The 18,213-nt window shown below is 53.4% G+C and carries 11 protein-coding genes; 8 read left to right on the top strand and 3 right to left on the bottom strand.

Annotated features, from left to right (window positions below; all coding sequences use genetic code 11):
- The first annotated feature begins 11 nt into the window (after window positions 1-11).
- Window positions 12-464 carry a hypothetical protein gene (locus Mal65_RS25200; protein ID WP_145304147.1) on the top strand — a complete coding sequence of 151 codons (453 nt, stop codon included), beginning with the start codon at window positions 12-14 and terminating at the stop codon, window positions 462-464.
- A 1,415-nt stretch (window positions 465-1,879) separates the two neighbouring features.
- On the opposite strand, the gene Mal65_RS25195 is transcribed toward Mal65_RS25200, so the two are convergent.
- Window positions 1,880-3,334 carry a replication initiator protein A gene (locus Mal65_RS25195; RefSeq protein WP_145304145.1) on the bottom strand — a complete coding sequence of 485 codons (1,455 nt, stop codon included), beginning with the start codon at window positions 3,332-3,334 and terminating at the stop codon, window positions 1,880-1,882.
- 550 nt (window positions 3,335-3,884) lie between these two features.
- Between Mal65_RS25195 and Mal65_RS25190 the strand changes: the two genes are divergently transcribed.
- The 7 genes from Mal65_RS25190 (at window position 3,885) to Mal65_RS26740 (ending at window position 12,686) form a co-directional block, all read left to right on the top strand.
- Window positions 3,885-4,712 carry a ParA family protein gene (locus Mal65_RS25190; RefSeq protein WP_261343503.1) on the top strand — a complete coding sequence of 276 codons (828 nt, stop codon included), beginning with the start codon at window positions 3,885-3,887 and terminating at the stop codon, window positions 4,710-4,712.
- The gene (locus Mal65_RS25185; protein ID WP_165701524.1) at window positions 4,712-5,608 is read left to right on the top strand and encodes a ParB/RepB/Spo0J family partition protein; all 897 of its coding nucleotides are present in this window, start codon (window positions 4,712-4,714) and stop codon (window positions 5,606-5,608) included. Before Mal65_RS25190 ends, Mal65_RS25185 begins: the two co-directional genes overlap by 1 nt.
- A gap of 134 nt (window positions 5,609-5,742) precedes the next feature.
- A complete protein-coding gene (locus tag Mal65_RS27585; RefSeq protein ID WP_390621930.1) occupies window positions 5,743-5,988 on the top strand; it encodes a MerR family transcriptional regulator in 246 nt (81 codons plus the stop codon).
- A 43-nt stretch (window positions 5,989-6,031) separates the two neighbouring features.
- Window positions 6,032-7,843: a type I restriction-modification system subunit M gene (locus tag Mal65_RS25175; protein WP_145304137.1), complete on the top strand. Its 1,812-nt coding sequence runs from the start codon at window positions 6,032-6,034 to the stop codon at window positions 7,841-7,843.
- A complete protein-coding gene (locus Mal65_RS25170; RefSeq protein WP_145304135.1) occupies window positions 7,840-9,189 on the top strand; it encodes a restriction endonuclease subunit S in 1,350 nt (449 codons plus the stop codon). The genes Mal65_RS25175 and Mal65_RS25170 overlap by 4 nt, the downstream gene beginning before the upstream one ends.
- Window positions 9,186-12,296, top strand: coding sequence for a type I restriction endonuclease subunit R (locus Mal65_RS25165; protein WP_145304134.1), 3,111 nt, complete (start codon window positions 9,186-9,188; stop codon window positions 12,294-12,296). The genes Mal65_RS25170 and Mal65_RS25165 overlap by 4 nt, the downstream gene beginning before the upstream one ends.
- 9 nt (window positions 12,297-12,305) lie before the next feature.
- Window positions 12,306-12,686 (top strand): hypothetical protein, encoded by a 381-nt coding sequence (locus Mal65_RS26740; RefSeq protein ID WP_165701523.1) that lies wholly within the window; start codon window positions 12,306-12,308, stop codon window positions 12,684-12,686.
- Between the two features lie 647 nt (window positions 12,687-13,333).
- Here the strand turns inward: Mal65_RS26740 and Mal65_RS25160 are convergent.
- Window positions 13,334-16,957 (bottom strand): serine/threonine-protein kinase, encoded by a 3,624-nt coding sequence (locus tag Mal65_RS25160; protein ID WP_261343550.1) that lies wholly within the window; start codon window positions 16,955-16,957, stop codon window positions 13,334-13,336.
- 421 nt (window positions 16,958-17,378) lie between these two features.
- Window positions 17,379-17,987, bottom strand: a complete 609-nt coding sequence (locus tag Mal65_RS25155) for an RNA polymerase sigma factor (RefSeq protein WP_145304130.1) — start codon at window positions 17,985-17,987, stop codon at window positions 17,379-17,381.
- Window positions 17,988-18,213: the final 226 nt, after the last annotated feature.

The raw sequence follows: 18,213 nt of genomic DNA, 5'->3' as shown, positions 1-18,213 counted from the left end.
TCCGGTGACCGGTGACAAGCAACGCCCGCAAAGTGGGCTTTCAGTTGCTTGTACGTTGGCCGATCGATGCGGACATGGGCGTGCCACTTCAATGGCTTCCCCTTTTCTGTCACACCCGATCGCCGGTACGAGATCGAATAGCCGGCAAACTTGATCGGCACCCGGCGGCAATCCCGAAGCTGGTTCTTTTCCCCTCCCCGATCCTCAGGCTGTCGGATCTGGTGATGACCTTCGGTCACGAGGAGAATGAACCAGTCTTTAAACCGAGCATACTGAACGTTCGCGAGCCCAGCCTTTCTGCGTCTGGTTCGCTCCCATGGGGAGACATCGATTCCGTATTTTTCGATCAGTTTCTTGTCAGTTTTGAGCGGATCTTTCCCGACCGGGATTCTCCCTGTCACGTACCAAAAATAGCCGTGGCGAAGATAGTTCGTGGCAATCAGCTGAACCATTCCCTCGGCTGAATCTACTTCGCACCGATAAGCCATAGATGGCTATTGCCCGAAATCGCAGCGAAAGGAAAGAGAGCTGATTGAGGCTCAGCTCTCGAAGCCAAAAACCGAAAGAGGAGGTCGAGATTCAGGCCGGCGAATACGAAACGCCGATTCCCGAATCTCGCTGCAAACGTGCGGCGCACGCTGTTTTCCTCTGTGCTCTCGTGCAATTCATAGCACTCGAGCCTGGTTCCCTTTCTTCGAACCTTCGCGGTGCGCGAACGCACCTCGGGTGTTCGTAGTCAGAATGGCTATCAGTAGTGGCCGCTCCTCCCGAAGGAGCCACTACTGACCGCTTTCTGCTGCCCGCCAGGGCAAACGACTTTCGTCGTTTCTCAATCATTCGTCGAGGCAAATGCCTCTCACCCCTTTCGTCGTCCGACCAAGACATCACCCTTGGCCATGGAACGGGTCACGACTGCCGTGCCGCAAAGTGTCGCTTTCGCTTCACTCGAAAACCCTTCGGCTTTCACACCGCCCGGCTCCCGCCGGCTTCTACTTGGGACACACTCCCCCACAGTACGGCTTTTTAATCACTTGGCTGACCGAGCCAAGCACCGGGACGCTACTCCCGGAGGCCGCAGTGGTTCCGGCGTTAGTTCAAGGACTTCATCATCTGGGTCACGTTGTTAGGGAGTGTTACCTCCCGGTCCGTTGCGGTATGTGCTGCCTTCCGGCATGCCATAGTTTCCGGTGGCAGAACTGCCACCGATTTCCCCCTACGAAAACAGAAGCTTGGGGTACCCATGTGCGAATCGTCCCTCGCACACCGCAGCAGATTTTCACGGTTTGGCACCGTCTCCGCAGATGATTCACTGGCAAGCCCTCCCACACCTAAGTTCGGTTGGGCCTTTCATCGTTGAGCTTTTCACGGTCAGGTTTTTAGCCCGATCCCCGAAGTGGTCACACTTCGGTCTGGCCTGTCACCAGGCTCAGAGCTCCCGACGCCAGCACGGTTGAAGGATCTCGCAATTGCAAGACCTCGACCCCCGTCGTGGGATTACGCACATCCATTGCCTCACCCACTTTGTCCGAGAACGGCCTAGTTCCACTGAGTGAACTAGGTCTTTCCGCCTCGCCCTGATTCGTGCTGAAAAAGATCAAACACAGCCATAGGATAGAACGCCGGTATTACTCCAGAGAATTGGCTGCCTTCCATACCAGGGAAGACGAGGCCGGATCTGGTATTACTCCGACGAGCCTCCTTTGAACTGGACAAGCGCGTCTCCACGCATCCAGCTCGAAAGGCGGCGACAAGGGGGCGGTAGCTGCCGCCCCTCCCCTTAGCTCGATTGATGAGATCGAGTTTACCGGGGATCGCCTGCCCGACGAATGATCGTCAGCGTGTGATTTGACCCACGCGCATTCTTGCACGCAAGCTTCCATCACGGCGTTTTTCTAATTCGACGACCACGTAAAACTGTTTCCTTAAAATGATTCTGAAGAATCTTCGCGAGGATGGATGATGCGTCGTCGTTCTTGCCGGCATCGATTGCCCGCTGAAAGAACTCCATCGCAAGGCGATTTTTTGCTTTTGCCGCTGCATAGAACTGATCCAGCTCTGCTTCTGAGAGGCTCATTATGTACTGATCGAGTTCCCGCTGTGCTTGTTCTTCTTGTGCGTTCTCTCTGAGTTTTCGAGCAGCGTTTCGCTTTTCTTCGAGCCGCTTCCGCTTTTTCTCGACGGCAGACTTCGCCTTCTTCTCCACTTCAGAGATGAATCCTTCAGGCGGTGAATAATCACCCTCGATCGCTGCCACGAGATAGCCGCCCGTCCCCTTCTTCGGCTTCCAGCCCGAGGCCAATTTGAATTCGAGATACTGGATCTGGCGATCACAGCTTTCTGCCTTCGTTTCTGCCAGCCTTGCTGCCACCTTATTGCCGACACCGAGATCAACGAGACGCTCCAAAATTGGCGATGACGGCGTTTTCTTTTCTTCTTCGCGTGGCAGTTCTCTTGGCACTGAAACAGCTCGCCTTCGACCGCTACCGCGCTCAAAGTTGACGTACAGGGTGCCGTCTCTCTTCTTCGTGTAACGAGCCGACTCGGGAAGCTTTTTCAGGAAGCCACGATCGGCCAAATCCTCGTACGCTTCATTGATCACTCGCGGGTACTGCGACGGGTACTTCTCACCTAATCTGAGTTTTTGGGTGCAGAAATCTTTGATCGGATAGTTGTAGCTGACTCGGTTCCAGAATCGCTTTTCCAAGAAGCGAAACATCCTGCGTGTCGTTGGCTTTCCGAGCTCGAAATAGAAATCGGCGTCGAATGGTTTTCGGTTCCCGTCCTGCATCGCCTCGAAATAGAGCCTGCTCCAGGTGAAAACTTGTGGGGCCTGGGGCTCTCGATTGCCACGGCGAGTGAGATCGTAATCCTGAATCAGAACGGTGGCACTTGGATTCGTCCACGAATCCCCTACTCGCCAATGTGACCACTTGAATCGAAGGCCCTGCCAGTTGTCGAGTGACTTCGCGATTCGAGCATAGTTCGCACCAGCATCTCGGAGCTTCATCAGTTTCAACAGCTCGTAGATGGTGAAATCGACCGTGATCTTTTTGAAACCGTTCTTCCTCCATGCGAGCGTGCTGAGGCCAACGAGTGCATCTTGGTCGAAGTAGTTCGGCAGATCGCTTTCGACGTTCGCCGAAATCGTAAGTGATCTTTCGATCTCTTCTTTGGTTGAAGAGTCTCGAATTGTGTCTTTGAAGGTAATGCTTTTCTGACCTTTCACCGATCGTGCGAGAAGAGCGAATGGGAACTCGACCAGGTTCAGCCCTTCCTGGTCCATTCCCTCACCTAGTCCATAGAACCAGTGCTTGTCTTTCTCGTTTGCCTTCATACAGACCAACCCAAAGACAGCAACTTCCCTGTTGTTGCTTTTCTTGATTCTTTTCTTTCTTTTAGGCCAGCATAACCCGCTGGAATCGCAGCCGATCCAGCCCGCAACTGTGTTCGAAATGCCGGTAGACTGTGTTCGAAATTACGGTAGTACTGTGTTCGAGAGTACGGGAAACTGTGTTCGAAATTACGGTAATGGAGTGGGCCTGGAATCTCTCCGTCACCAAGTCGATGGTGTTCTGCAATGCCTCTCTCGTGGTCGCTTTTGATGGACATTCCGATCCCCGTCTGATACTTCAAACCACTTAAAGCATGTGTCCAGGTTCGATGCAACAAATCTTGTGGTGAGGTGGTTTTTGCCAGGGGAAATTGAATCGCCTGCCCCGGGCAGGCGGTCACATTCTGCTTGCCATCCCCGACTTTCTTGGTGCATAAGTGAACTCAGGCACGATTTCAGAAGTTGAACAGCGAAAACACGCGCAACCAACTGGAATCATTTAGAAAAACAGCACGCCTGCCACTGGCAGGCGCAAAAGAAGCCAAGGAGGATCGTGTCAGCATTTGTTCTTACCCTCTATGCCAGAAAAGGCGGTGTGGGCCGAACTTTGATGAGCCAAAACCTTGCCGGAGCCTGTGCAGAGCACGGTGGCAAAGTCCTCGTCATTGACCTCGACCCCCAAGCGAGCGTCAGCAAAAACTTCTTCGGGCGAGACTTCGTTTCACGACTTCGCCCCTACCAGACAACGGCTGCCCTGTTCGACGAATCAAGAGACCCCGAGTACTCAGAAATCATCCACAAGACGAAAGTGGACGAAATCGACATCGCTCCGAGCTCAGATTTTCTTGAGCCATTCGATCTTCCAAACCCGACCGAACGTGGCGAGATGCAGTTTGCCGTTCGAGACCTGGTTGAGGCGGTGAGGGGAGACTTCCATTTGATCCTGATCGATACTCCGCCAAACGTTTCAAACCTGCTCGCCTGGGCTGCCCTCATGGCAAGCGACTTCGTCGTCACCCCAGTGCAGCCAGAGAAAAATTCCTGCGAAGGAGTGCTCGACGTGAAGCAGCGGCTTCACTATGCCCTTCGAAACGGGAACTCAGAACTCGTCGATCTTGGTTACTTCATCAACAACATGGATGCGAGGACCACCCAGCACCGCATCATGGAAGAAGAGCTCCGCCAGCTCTATGGCTCCCAGGTCTTCGACACGGTGATCTATCGCCGCACGGAATTTCAGAACACGCAGCACGCCCACAGGCCGATCACGCACGAGAGTCCGAATTCGTCGGAAGCCGGCATCATTCGGGATCTTCTCCATGAGATCGTCGAGCGAGTGGATCTGGAAACGCAAAAATCAATCGCAAGGGGGGCAGCGTAGTGGCATCAAAGGCAGAGAAACTTCGATCAAGATTCGGTGGCAGTTTTCGAGAATCAGTCGGAGGCGGTGAGGGGAGTGGACCCAACATCGTCGAGCACCCGACCAGGAACAAGAAATTCGAGGGAACCACCCGAGCAAAAGGCTTTCAAACCATACCCCTCTCTAAAATCGTCGCAGACGCCCAGCATCGGGAGATCTTCGACGAAGAGGAGCTGAGGGAGCTAGCAGACAGTATGTCCTCTGGCGGGCTTATAGCGCCGATTCTGGTCAGGTGGGAAAACCGGCGAGCGAGCTACGTGATCATCGCCGGCGAAAGACGATACCGGGCTGCGACCATTCTCGGATGGAAGACCATCACTTGTGACGTTCGGCCAGATGACATTTCAGAAGGGGAGATCGCTGAACTTCAGCTTGCAGAGAACCATGCCCGGAAGAATTTGAACCCAATCGAACTTGCGAAAGCTTTTAAGGACGTCATTGAGAAGAACGGATACACCACGCGCGATCTTGCAAAGCGAGTAGGGATCAATGAAACGACCGTAATGCGACACATTCGCCTCCTGACACTCGATCCAAGTGTTCAATCCGACATCGTTGCTGGAAGAATTTCGTTTGGTGTTGCAAGAGAAGCTGCCCGACTGAAAGACAAAGAGGAACAGGCGGCCTTCATTGAGGAAGCGCGTACCAAAGGGATCTCGGCCGCAGAAGCGCAGAAGCGAGTGTCAGCGGCGACAAAGCAGAGGAAGTCGGGTCGAAAGAAACAGTCCAAAGAACGAATTTTTTCGAAGACGATTAAAACGGAAGCAGGGGAGGTCATCGCGAAGATTCGCGGCGCGAAGAGTCCATCAAATGCCGACGTGAAGAGAGCCCTTGAGTTGGCCCTTACTCAACTCTAGGGGTGCGGACATTGGGTAGTCGAGTCTTTTCTGTCGCCGGATATGGCAGGGCAACGAAAATTTCGGTTTGCGGAAGACAAACAGTTCTCTCTGTGATCGAATCCGTCTGCAGACTTTGCTACCCTTTGAGTCTGATGCGATTCAACCGTCTCCCTCGACCGACAGGGAAGCAAATGACTGAAAAGCTAAGCGAGTACCTGAAGACGGCAGAGGCAGCGGAGTTTTTGGGCGTCAGCCAGAACACACTTCGGACTTGGGCTAAGCACGGGAAAATCCCAGTCCAAATCAACCCGATGAACAACTATCGTCTGTTCCGCAGAAAAGATCTGCAGAAGCTGCTCGACTCCGTGGCTAAGCCAGTATCGCGGAGGTCGAAATGATGGAATTCAACGAAAGAAATGCACACAGGAACCGATTGACCATATGAACCAGCAAAACCTTTCTTCTTTCATTTGGTCCGTTGCCGATCTGCTGCGAGGCGACTACAAGCAGTCCGAGTATGGGCGAGTGATCTTGCCGTTCACGGTCCTGCGTCGACTGGACTGCGTTCTGGAGCCGACAAAAGAGGCCGTGCTTGCAGAGAAAGAAAAACGGGAAGCCGCGGGACTCAACCCGGAGCCATTCCTGCTGAAGAAGGCGAAGCAGTTGTTCTACAACACTTCACCTCTCGACATGAAAAAGCTGATGGGCGACCAGGATAACATCGCCGAGAACATGTTCTCCTACATCCAAGCTTTCTCGCCGGCAGTGCGAGACATTTTCGAGTGCTTCGATTTTTATACCCAGGTGCAAAGGCTCGACAAAGCTAACCTGCTTTATCTGGTCACGGAAAAGTTCGCCAATATCGATCTTCATCCCGAAGTCGTCAGTAACGAAAAAATGGGTTACGTCTTTGAAGAACTGATCCGCAAGTTTGCAGAAATCAGCAACGAGACCGCCGGGGAACACTTCACCCCGCGAGAAGTGATACGGTTGATGGTCAATCTGCTTTTCATCGAAGATGATGACGCATTGACCAAACCTGGAATTGTCCGTTCGCTGTATGACCCCACCGCCGGAACCGGAGGCATGCTGTCGGTGGCGGAAGATCATCTGAGCGGTCAGAATCCGGATGCCCGTCTCGTGATGTACGGCCAGGAACTCAATGGTGAGTCCTACGCCATCTGCAAAGCCGACATGTTGATCAAGGGGCAGGACATTAGCAACATCATCCACGGCAATACGTTGTCGGACGATGGCCTGCCGGACGAGCAATTTGACTACATGCTTTCAAATCCGCCGTTTGGCGTCGAATGGAAAAAGATTCAGAAAGCAATCAAGAAGGAGCATAAAGACGACGGCTTCAACGGTCGCTTCGGCCCAGGGCTTCCTCGAGTCAGCGATGGTTCGCTGCTGTTCCTGATGCACCTCATTTCCAAAATGCGACCAACCAAAGACGGAGGTAGTCGCTTTGGCATTGTTCTTAACGGCTCGCCGTTGTTTACCGGGGGTGCGGGTTCGGGTGAATCAGAAATTCGCCGCTACGTTCTGGAGAACGATTTGCTCGAAGCCATCATCGGTCTGCCGACCGACATGTTCTACAACACTGGAATCAGCACCTACATCTGGATCGTGACTAATCGCAAGCCCAAACACCGTAAGGGCAAAGTACAGCTGATCGATGCCAGCGAGATGTGGCAGAAAATGCGAAAGAGTCTCGGTAGCAAACGAAAGGAATTGAGCGACCAACACATTGCCGAGATTACACGCCTGTTCGGTGAAGCAAAAGAAGTCCACGTCGATCCCGAAACCCGCGAGCCCATTAGCCCGAAGAAATTAGCTGCAGGTTACAAGAGCGAAAACGGAAGGCCACCCGTCCCCATCAGCCGCATCTTCAAGACCACCGACTTTGGCTACCAGACGATCACGGTCGAGCGACCGCTGCTGGATGAAGACGGCCAGCCGCAGCTCGAAACGCGAGGCAAAAAGAAAGGCCAGCCCAAGCCCGACTCGAAACTGCGAGACACCGAAGAAGTCCCATTGGGGGAAGACATCCACGAGTATTTTGAGCGAGAGGTTAAGCCGCACGTTCCTGACGCCTGGATTGACGAAGAGAAGACGAAGATCGGCTACGAGATCCCGTTCAACCGTCATTTCTACGTGTTCAAACCGCCTCGTGAGCTGGCGGAGATCAACAAGGAACTGAAAAGAGTCACCGATCGGATCGTCGAGATGATTGGAGAACTTTCGCAATGAGTTTTCCAGCTTACACAGACTACAAGGCGACCGACATCGGTTGGTTGGGTGAAGTCCCTTCCCACTGGGACGTCCCACCGTGCAGGGCGATCGTTACTGAACGAACTGAACGAAACGATGAAGGCAAGTGCAATGACTACCTGTCTTTGATGGCGAACGTAGGCGTCATTCCGTATGCAGATAAAGGGGACATTGGGAACAAGAAGCCGGAAGACCTGACGAAGTGCAAGGTGGTCAACGAAGGCGACTTCGTCATCAATAGTATGAACTACTACATTGGTTCGTACGGCGTATCTACATATCGTGGCGTTTGTAGCCCGGTGTACATCGTTTTGACACCGAGTGAAGACGTTATTTATTCTCGCTATGCGTTCCGGATCTTTGAAATAGGCGGCTTCCAACAATACGCACAGTCTTACGGAAACGGGATCCTTGAACATCGGCGATCTATCAGCTGGGACATTCTAAAGACAATCCCGATTCCGCTTCCACCGCCAGACGAACAAAAAAATATCGCCTCATTCCTCGATTCTGAAACTTTAAAGATTGACACGTTGGTTTCGGAGCAGCGTCGTTTGATTAAGCTGCTGCAGGAAAAGCGTCGGGCGGTCGTCAGTCACGCAGTGACTAAAGGATTAGACAAAAACGCCCCAATGAAACCTTCCGGAAACCAATGGCTCGGCCATGTCCCGCAGCATTGGGCCGTTGTTTCCGTTCGCCGAGTACTTGCTGGGATTGAACAAGGCTGGAGTCCACAATGCGAGTCTCGTCCCGCAGGTGAACACGAATGGGGAATATTGAAGACTGGATGCGTCAACCGAGGCGTGTTTTCGGCAACTGAGAATAAGGCGTTGCCGGAAGACCTGGAACCGATTGTCGAGTACGAAGTAAAGCGGGGCGACGTGCTGATGTCGCGGGCCAGCGGATCATCCGATCTCGTTGGTGCAACCGCATTCGTCTACGACGTTCGTCCTCATCTAATGCTGTCAGACAAGACGTTCCGGATTCACCTCGCGGACACGATGGAGCCCGAGTTCTTTGTCGCAGTTTTCAACTCAAAATTGATGCGGGCACAGATCGAGCAATCCATTAGTGGCGCAGAAGGACTTGCGAATAACTTGCCGCAATCAAAACTGAAATGTTTTGCGATAGCATTGCCGCCGGTTTCTGAGCAAGTGGAGATTGTTCGTGAATTAGCTTTACAGTGCAAGCGGTTTGACACGCTTCAGTCGGAAGCCGAACGAGCCATCGAACTTCTTCGAGAACGCCGCACCGCCCTCATCTCCGCAGCCGTCACCGGAAAGATCGATGTTCGTGAATTTGGTTCAAAGGAGGCTGCGGCATGAACCTCCACAAAGAGATCGAATTCGAGAACGACATCTGCGATCACCTCGCCTCACACGGCTGGCTGTACGCGGAGAAAGCTGCAGATCAATACGACCGTAAGCTCGCTCTTTTTCCTCTAGACGCCGTCGCCTGGGTACAAGAAACCGATCCGGACGCTTGGAAGACGCTGACCAAGAACCATGGATCTACCGCTGAAGCCGTGTTGCTCCAACGTCTGCGTGACTGTCTCGACCAAAGCGGTACGCTCCACGTCATCCGTAACGGATTTGACGTATTAGGACTTCGAAAGCCGTTGCGAATGGCCCAATTCAAGCCGGCTCTTGCGATGAACCCGGACATCATGAAGCGGTATGCCGCCAATCGGCTGCGAGTTGTCCGCCAAGTTCGTTATTCGCTGAATAACGAGAACAGCATCGACCTTGTGCTGTTTCTAAATGGCATCCCTGTCGCTACGGTTGAGATTAAGACAGACAACACGCAGAGCATCGACGACGCCGTCTACCAGTACAAGAAAGATCGCAACCCACATCCGAAGGGTCAAGGTTCAGAACCACTCCTGGCATTTCCATCGGGAGCCCTCGTACATTTCGCGGTGAGCAGTAGCCATGTGAGAATGACGACGAAACTTGCCGGGTTCGCGACCGACTTCCTTCCATTTGATCTAGGTGTCAACGGTGCATCCGGCAATCCCCTCAATCCGAATGGTCACCGCACCTCGTATTTGTGGGAGCAGGTGTGGAATCGTGACAGCTGGTTGGAGATCCTCGGCCGATACATGGTGGCTGAAAAAGACCAAAAGAAGCAAATCAAGAAGTTGATCTTCCCTCGCTACCATCAACTCGATGCAACTCGAAAGCTTCAGCAAGCAGTTCTCCGCGAAGGGGCTGGTCAGAAATACCTGATTCAGCACTCAGCAGGTTCCGGAAAAACGAACTCAATCGCTTGGTCGGCCCACTTCCTCGCGGATCTTCACGATGAGAACAACAAAAAGATCTTCGATACCGTGCTCGTCGTTTCTGACCGCCGAGTCATCGACGGACAGCTCCAGGATGCAATCTACAGCTTCGAGAGAACGGCGGGCGTTGTGGCTACGATCAAGGGCGACCAAGGCAGCAAGAGTGCCGAGCTGGCCGAAGCTTTGTCCGGGGACAAAAAGATCGTCGTTTGTACGATACAAACCTTTCCGTTTGCGTTGGAGGCGGTTCGGGAACTCGCTGCGACCCAGGGAAAGCAGTTTGCGGTGATCGCGGATGAGGCTCACAGTTCGCAAACGGGAGAAGCTGCTTCCAAATTAAAGACAATCCTCTCCGCCGAAGAACAGCAGGAACTTCAAGACGGAGGGACGATCAGCAGCGAAGATATTCTCACCGCGCAAATGGCGTCCCGATCAGCCGATACCGGAATCACCTATGTTGCTTTCACGGCAACACCTAAAGCCAAGACCCTCGAGCTTTTTGGTCGGCGTCCAAATCCAGATCACCCTGCGGGGGAGGGGAATCTTCCGGAGCCGTTTCATGTGTACTCGATGCGCCAGGCAATCGAAGAAGGCTTCATTCTGGACGTTTTGAAGAATTACACGTCTTACAAGTTGGCTTTCAAACTGGCCAACGCTGGCAAAGAACTGAACGACACGGAAGTGGAACGCAGCACCGCTGTGAAAGGTCTGATGAAATGGGTCAGACTGCACCCACATAACATCGCCCAGAAGGTGCAAATCGTCGTTGAGCACTTTCGCGAAACCGTTGCTCCGTTGCTGGAGGGCCGGGCCAAGGCAATGGTTGTGACAAGTAGCCGCGTCGAAGCCGTTCGCTGGCAGCTAGCAATCAACAAATACATCCACGAGAAAGGCTATCCACTGAAAACGCTCGTCGCCTTCTCCGGTGAGGTAAACGACAAAGAATCTGGGCCAGAGCCGTTCAAGGAAAACAGCAAGGAGTTGAACCCTGATTTGAAGGGACGCAACATCGCCGAAGCCTTCAAGGATGATCAATTTCAGATTCTGCTAGTTGCAAATAAGTTCCAGACGGGCTTCGATCAGCCGTTGCTTTGTGGCATGTACGTCGATAAACGGCTTTCTGGGATCCAGGCGGTGCAGACACTCTCGCGGCTCAATCGGTGTTATCCCGGCAAGGACGACACCTACGTGCTCGACTTCGTCAATGAACCTGCGGAGATTCTCGATTCATTCAAAACGTATTTCACAACGGCCCAGCTCGCCGACGCGACTGACCCGAATCTAATTCTCGACCTTCGTACGAAACTAGACGCACAAGGCTACTACGATGAGCACGAGATTGATCGTGTCGTCAAAGTTGTACTCAATCCAGACTCAAAGCAGAAACAACTGGAAGCTGCGATCACGCCGGTTGCGGATCGCTTGCTGAAGAAATTCGCTGCCGCGAAGGCAGCTCGGGTCGAAGCCACTGAGAACAAGGACGACAAAGCAGCCCAGGCGGCCAAAGACACAATGGACGCCCTCGTGCTATTGCGCTCCGACATTTCGACTTATCTCCGGGCGTATACGTTCCTGTCCCAGATCTTCAACTACGGAAATACAGACTTCGAGAAGCGAGCAATCTTTTTTAAATACCTGGTCAAACTTCTCAAATTTGGTCGAGAACGAGAGGGCGTGGATCTATCCGAAGTCAAACTGACTCACCACAAGTTGAGAAATCGTGGAAAGCGGAATCTCGGGCTATCGGACAAGGATGCTCCGAAGCTTAACCCCATGACCGAGATCGGCAGCGGTGTGGTGCGTGAGAAAGAAAAAGCCTATTTGACCGAAATCATTTCGAAATTGAACGAGATCTATGGCACGGACACAACCGATGGCGATCAGTTGTCACACGCAACCACATTGAACGAAAAAGTCCTGGAATCGGAAGTGCTCCAGCAACAGGCTGCCAGTAACTCCAAAGAACAGTTCGCGAATTCACCAGATCTTACCAACGAAATCATGAACGCCATTATCGATGCCATGGATGTACAGTCTGAACTTAGCACCAGGGCACTAAACTCAGCCGAAATCCGCGAAAGCCTGAAAGGTCTGATGCTGAATCAACTGGGTTTGTATGAGAAGCTGAAATCACGGGCGTCAGAATCATAGCCGCGAATCATGAAGACAAGATTTAACTCGGTTGACGAGCTCTACCAGGCAATGGGATCGCTTCTGGGGATCGATGCGGAACAAGTTGCAAAGATGTGTGGCCCTCGCCAGCCGTTAGAGCCGACGTTCGAAGAACTCGAGGCAGAGCCGAAAGAGATCGAGCGAGTTTGCCACTGCTGCCAGCGTTCGTTTCTTGTGAGTAAACGCTTTGCTGACGAAGTTCCTCCAGACAGCCCTTGGAGTTTTTGCGACCGATGCTTCGACTACGCATCCACGGGCGACCTCACGCTCTCGGAACAACAACGGTTTCCGGTTGGCCCACCGCCGGCAGAAATTGAAAAACGAATTCGCAAACTGAATTCGTCGAGTGGCAGAGATCGTCAGAGATAGCTCTACACGGGCCAGGAAAACGCTGTAAAATAGCGACCAGTTCGAAGTGGGCGTGTTCAGCCCGCAAACGACAGAACCATTTGTCAGTCAACCACTTACTGCGACAAAGTCAGGTATTGAGGGACCGACCTTCGGAACCGAGGGTTGGGGGTTCGAATCCCTCCGGGTGTACTCTTTTCAATTTGCGAACTCGGCATGGCCCGCAAGTTCGCTCTCGGGTCCGAACCGCTGGACCCGCGAAAACCGCCCTGTTTTGCGGTGTTTCCGGCACCGCCTACGATCCTGGGCTCTCTCTTGTTGGTAGGGCGTGAGTCAGTTTTCGGCAAAACTATCGCGCTCTCGCCATTTTGATGCGCTCTATGTTCATTCGCCGTTTGCTTTGGCTCCTGCGGACCGGACGCCGAATCTCGTCGATCGTGTGAACGGATCAAGGCGTTTCATAATCAGCGGGCGCGGCTGACCAAGAGGCAGCGGCATAGATAGATTCTTGAAACTGACTGTCGATGAACACGAAAAAACCGTCATCCCGATCAAGATTGTTGAGTCAGAGTTTGATCCGAGCGTTCGATTCGCCTGATTTCGTGATTCAATTCATATTGCAATCGAATCTGAGTTTGGGGCAGTTCTTGACGTGATTATCACCGTGGTCACCGGCCAGTGTTCACGTCAGCGAATGTGTGCAGCGTTTGATTATCGTCGCCGTGATGGCACACCACGATCAGTGAATCAGCAGCCGCGAAAGCTGATCCGGATGAGGTCGATTCAGCCGGCATCCATTGGCCGCTTGAAGATTGAGAGTTGCGAATCATTCGGTCGCTTCCTACTGCACTCTCCGTCTGGTCGATGATGCGACCGTCCGGCGTCAACGAAATCCAGCGGTCATTCCCGCATGCGAACACGAGGCATTGCAGCTTGACATCCGGGCTCCAGATTGCGAGTGGTTGGACATACTTTGTTCGGGGCCAACTGATGATCGACTGATCGATGTAGCTTTGCCTGACACGGTCTTGGCGAAAACCAAACATCAAACGAGTATCGATGGTCTCGATTGCTTTGCCCGTTTCTTTGTCCAAGACGAGCCACTCTCGTTCATTGCAAACAAGCAGGTTTCCCGATTCGGTCATTGCGATTTGGGCCAGATTTTTCAAACGCGTGGATCGATAGCGCCAGATCTCTTGAGCGTTTTGGGCCAGCAACGCTACGACGGTGATGGAATCACTTCTGCTTCCCGCAACAAAGATCGTTTTTCCGTCGTGACTGATTCGTGCATTTGTCCAATTGCCGAACGGCGCGAGGTAGCCCGATGCTACGGAATGAAAGTGTTCATTGTCAGCTTCGTAGATGCGATACCTCCCCTCTCCGGTGTAGTGGCAAAACCTGTCGGCATCTCGTGAAAAAGCAAGTCGATAAGTCCGTTGCGTCGAATCAAGCAGAATGGTTGATGAGTTGCCTTGCGAATCTCGGGCTGCTAGCCGGCAATACCCCCAAGGGCGATTACGGTGTGCTTCGGGAACCTGCGTAACGTCATTCACGCCATACCGCACAAGACTTGGGATGAAACTAAACGCGTGACGAGTCTTGCTTTGGTCCCAATTCAGCAAGTGATCGACGGGGCGAGAATAGATTCGACTCGACAGCGTTCGCGACTGGTGCAGCGTCCCCGTGAAGCCATCGAGAAAGCTCTCTTGAATCACTTTGCAATCTTGTTCCCCGGGAGCGAGACTCGGTACTGGTCGACTGATAAACTTCCCATCCGATCCAACGAAGACACCCGAGCCATCGTTACAAAAAATCGAAAAGCCGCTTTGATTGGGTAGTGGGTCGGCAAGACGAAAGGCGCGGGTTTGGGGAAGCGACGCGATGGTGCGAAGATCACTGTCCCAAATCTCAGCGGTGCCGCGCCAGAAGGCAGCAAGCTGAGTCGTGTTGCCGTTCGTTGTGGGGTTCAGTGCGAATAAGGAAAGGTAAAGTTGGTCGCCGGCACAGCGAGTTTCCCGAAGCGGTTTGTTCACCGCGATCGAGTCACCGGGCGACAAGTCGTCAGTACCAAGCAGTCGAGCGCCGACAAGGTCAGCCAGCAAAAGGCGGCGATAGCTGCCGTCCGACGAGGGCAGCCACTGATGATGGAGAGGTCTTGCTTGTCCAAAATCGTGGGTGGCCAGCGATTGCAAGTCATCCCATGAGTGAACGACCAGGTCGGTCTTTCGTGTGACAGAGAAGCACTTGTTCCCGGCGAGGAACCGGATGTCTGAAACCTCTCTCCAACGATCCAGTTGGATCGGGGTCCGCCAAAAATTCCACCGTTTAGTACTACCTTGGCCGCGTTCTTGTTTCGATGCGACCCGCTGTACCGTCCATCGATCGATTCCAAGTGGATGCTTCAATAGGCAACTCGGCCCGTCGCCCATGGCGTCAAAGACAAGTGATTCATCCTTGGCGAAATCGGTGATCACGTCTCCGCTTTGCAAGTCATAAAGTAGCACCTTTTGGGCTGATTGGACGGCAAGCAGGGTGTCGCCTTGGTCTGTGAGTGTGTCGATCGATTCGATGTCCGAAAAGGCAACTCGCAGGATGTCAACTTGGTAGTTGTTAGGCTCGGTAAGGTAAAAGCGACCCAAAAAGCTTTGCGATGCCGCGATGAGTGCACCGTCGTTGGGATCCCAGCAGATCGTTTTCACCCAACCGGATGTACCTTCGCCGCGTGTCTTGTAGGCGATTTCAAGTCGGTGGCCGTTCCAATGATAAATCCGTAGGTGATAACGCTCCGTAATCACCGCCAGTCTTCGTCCGTCATAGGACCACTCCGCTTGAATCACTCGGTCTCTGGGAGCAACCGTCGTGATACTCGCGTTGGTGATCGTGGGATCCAGCCGTTGCATGCGGCCGAGAAGCTGCTTGGATGTTGAAAAGAAGTCGACGTTTGCTTGGGGGCGATATTTTAAGAACGAAGCGTATTCCGGTCCGAAAACCGTATAGCCAACACCTCTTTTGGATAAGAGAGTCTCCGGTGGTGAAATGTCGGGCGTTATTGGCGAACTGTTTGATGTGGCCTGATCGGCCTTGATGCGGGCAGTCGCGAGGCGGTTCGGAGATGATCGGCTGTGGCTGCGATTAAGCCAACGCAGCGAGCCATAAGCGATCACAGCAAGTGCGAGGCACGAACACGCAACCAACGCTAGTCTGCGAGCTGCAGTCGGTTTCGATGGACTGTCCAAAAGGTCGGTAATGCCGACGGTGTGCCCCGTCGCGTCGGGCAGCGGCTTTTCGGTCGCACGATCACGAATCAGCAGGGATAAATTGGGCGTTGCTTCCGACTCAAAGGTCTGGATGAGTCTTGTGAGTTCTTCAGCGATGTCATGCATCGATTGGAAACGGTCGCTTGGCTTGGGTGCGAGTAGCCGTTCGATGAGTTTCGTTGCTTGTCCGCGAAGGTCGGGACTGCCCTGTGTCGGAGTGATTGTTATCGCAACGGGTCCCCGGGATACCGCTTGGAGGACTTTGCTGGCGTTCAGCTCGCTGGTCGTCGATTTCTCGTGGGGTGATTTTTGGCTGAGCAGAAAATACATCGTGCACCCGAGAGAGTAGATCTCGGATCGAATGGCAGAATTTGGATCGTTGCGAGTCTTGAAACGAACACTTTCGCCAGGCTTGGGATCCGTGACTGCCTCTTCGATCCGCTCGGGAGCCATGAATGCCAGCGTCCCGAATTGAGGTTTTTCGCCGCTCATTTGATCGTCCAGTGCGGCGGTGCCAAGATCGAGCACCTTGACCACGCCGGAGCGATCGAGCATCGCATTGGATGGTTTGATGTCAGCATGAACCACACCGTGGTCATGAACATATGCAAAAGCATTGGCCATCTGACGAACAATCTCGCAAGCGTCGATGACGTGCAACGGTCCCGTGGTCTTGATTAAACTTGAGAGGTCGAGGCCGTCGATCCATTCCATGACAAGGAAGGGATGATGGTTGATCAGGCCCGCGTCGGTTGCCGAAACGATGTTCGGATGGCTCAGCCTTCCGTGGGCACGCCATTCGTTTAAAACGAGTTCGGCCTGGTGCCGCGGCACAACGCCCCCGTCAAGGTCGGCGAAGTTTTCCATCCACTTGATCGCGACCGGCCGCCCCAAGTTGATGTGACGTGCTAAGTGAACTGTGCTCATCCCTCCTCGAGCCAGAGGCCCCGTAATGACGTAGGGACCAATTCGCGTGGGGATCTGATTCGATGGAGAACGAGGAGAGCGTCGTCGTTTGAGAAAACGACTGACCACCTCGTCGTCGGAGGAATCGTCGGCGATTCCCGCCAGACGCCTTAGTCGTTTGGCGATTCTTTCCGACGCCGTACCTCGCGCTGGCCGACCGTTTTCCGAGTTCAGGTCACGTGTCTCATCCTCGTGTTGACTATCGGTCGTGGTTTCCAAAGACGCCGCTTGTTCAACAAATTCCTTGCATCGATCGCAGGCATCGACATGAGCGATGATGTCTTCGAGCTGATCCAGCGCAAGCTCACCGCGGACCAGCGCTTGTAGTGCAGCGGTGGATGGGCATTGGGTTAAGGGCATGGAAGTACTCGCGACGAATCGTTGGCTGCCAACTCACTGTATCTTCGCGGCAGATTGGACATCTCCATTTTCGGCGAGGAATGATCGCGGCGGCCAGAGCACCGGTGGGCTGCGGAGAAAACCTGGCAGTTCATCCGATTTGAAACTCTTCGCCGAAATCCGCCTTCAATCGCGCGAGCACACGGGCTTTTGCCTTGTAGACGGCCCAGACGCTTGAACCGAGGTCCTCCGCGATATCTTTGGGAGCATCTCCATCGATGGCCGCTCGCCAAAATGCAGTCCATACGTCTTCGGAAAACGATAATCTGAGCTCTTTGAGGACCCTGAGGTGTAGATCGGCAATGTCGTTTTCCGTTTCCGGAGGCTCTGACGGGAGTGGGGTGACATCCGGAACGCTTGTGAAAAATTTGACGGCGTCAGTGCCACCGATCACAGTTTCATCGCTGGGGCGTCCTCGTCGCGCATCGGCGATCTTATGACGACACATACCCCAAAGCCATGCTCGGAACGAACCGTCGTGCGAACGCCGTTCAAATTTCTCGATGGAGTCGTTGACGCTGAAAAGGACGTTCTGAGTGATGTCCTGAGCGTCGGAAGTCTGGAGACCTGAGCGTTCGCACCACCGAAGGATCAGCGGGGCGTAGATTCGAACAAACCTCTCCCAAGCCTGCTGCTCGCCGTTGGCGATCGACGTCAAAAGCGTCGGCGAAGTCGGAGTGTCGTCGTGCAAATCGGACATCAGGTTGGGAAATGAAGAAAAGGCTGGGTTCAGCGATCCGTGGCTTCGATCGTTTCATCTCCGCGTCAGGCGAACCACAGTCATCCGATTTTAGTGCCCGTGGGCGAGAATTCTTGAGTCAAGTTCGCCGAAATGTCCAAACCGCGGCGAATGAAGAATGAGATACCCCATTTTTCCGCATAAAGAGGCGGGTCGGTCGATGACCACTTTCCATCCAAATGGTGGG

The organism is Crateriforma conspicua (assembly GCF_007752935.1).
In the GTDB taxonomy this organism is placed as follows: domain Bacteria; phylum Planctomycetota; class Planctomycetia; order Pirellulales; family Pirellulaceae; genus Crateriforma; species Crateriforma conspicua.
This window is presented reverse-complemented; position numbering and strand designations above follow the sequence as displayed.

Coding starts and splice junctions, on each gene's coding strand:
- Mal65_RS25195 (WP_145304145.1), bottom strand. CDS start 3,334: ATGAAGGCAAACGAGAAAGACAAGCACTGGTTCTATGGACTAGGTGAG.
- Mal65_RS27585 (WP_390621930.1), top strand. CDS start 5,743: ATGCGATTCAACCGTCTCCCTCGACCGACAGGGAAGCAAATGACTGAA.
- Mal65_RS25175 (WP_145304137.1), top strand. CDS start 6,032: ATGAACCAGCAAAACCTTTCTTCTTTCATTTGGTCCGTTGCCGATCTG.
- Mal65_RS25170 (WP_145304135.1), top strand. CDS start 7,840: ATGAGTTTTCCAGCTTACACAGACTACAAGGCGACCGACATCGGTTGG.
- Mal65_RS25165 (WP_145304134.1), top strand. CDS start 9,186: ATGAACCTCCACAAAGAGATCGAATTCGAGAACGACATCTGCGATCAC.
- Mal65_RS26740 (WP_165701523.1), top strand. CDS start 12,306: ATGAAGACAAGATTTAACTCGGTTGACGAGCTCTACCAGGCAATGGGA.
- Mal65_RS25155 (WP_145304130.1), bottom strand. CDS start 17,987: ATGTCCGATTTGCACGACGACACTCCGACTTCGCCGACGCTTTTGACG.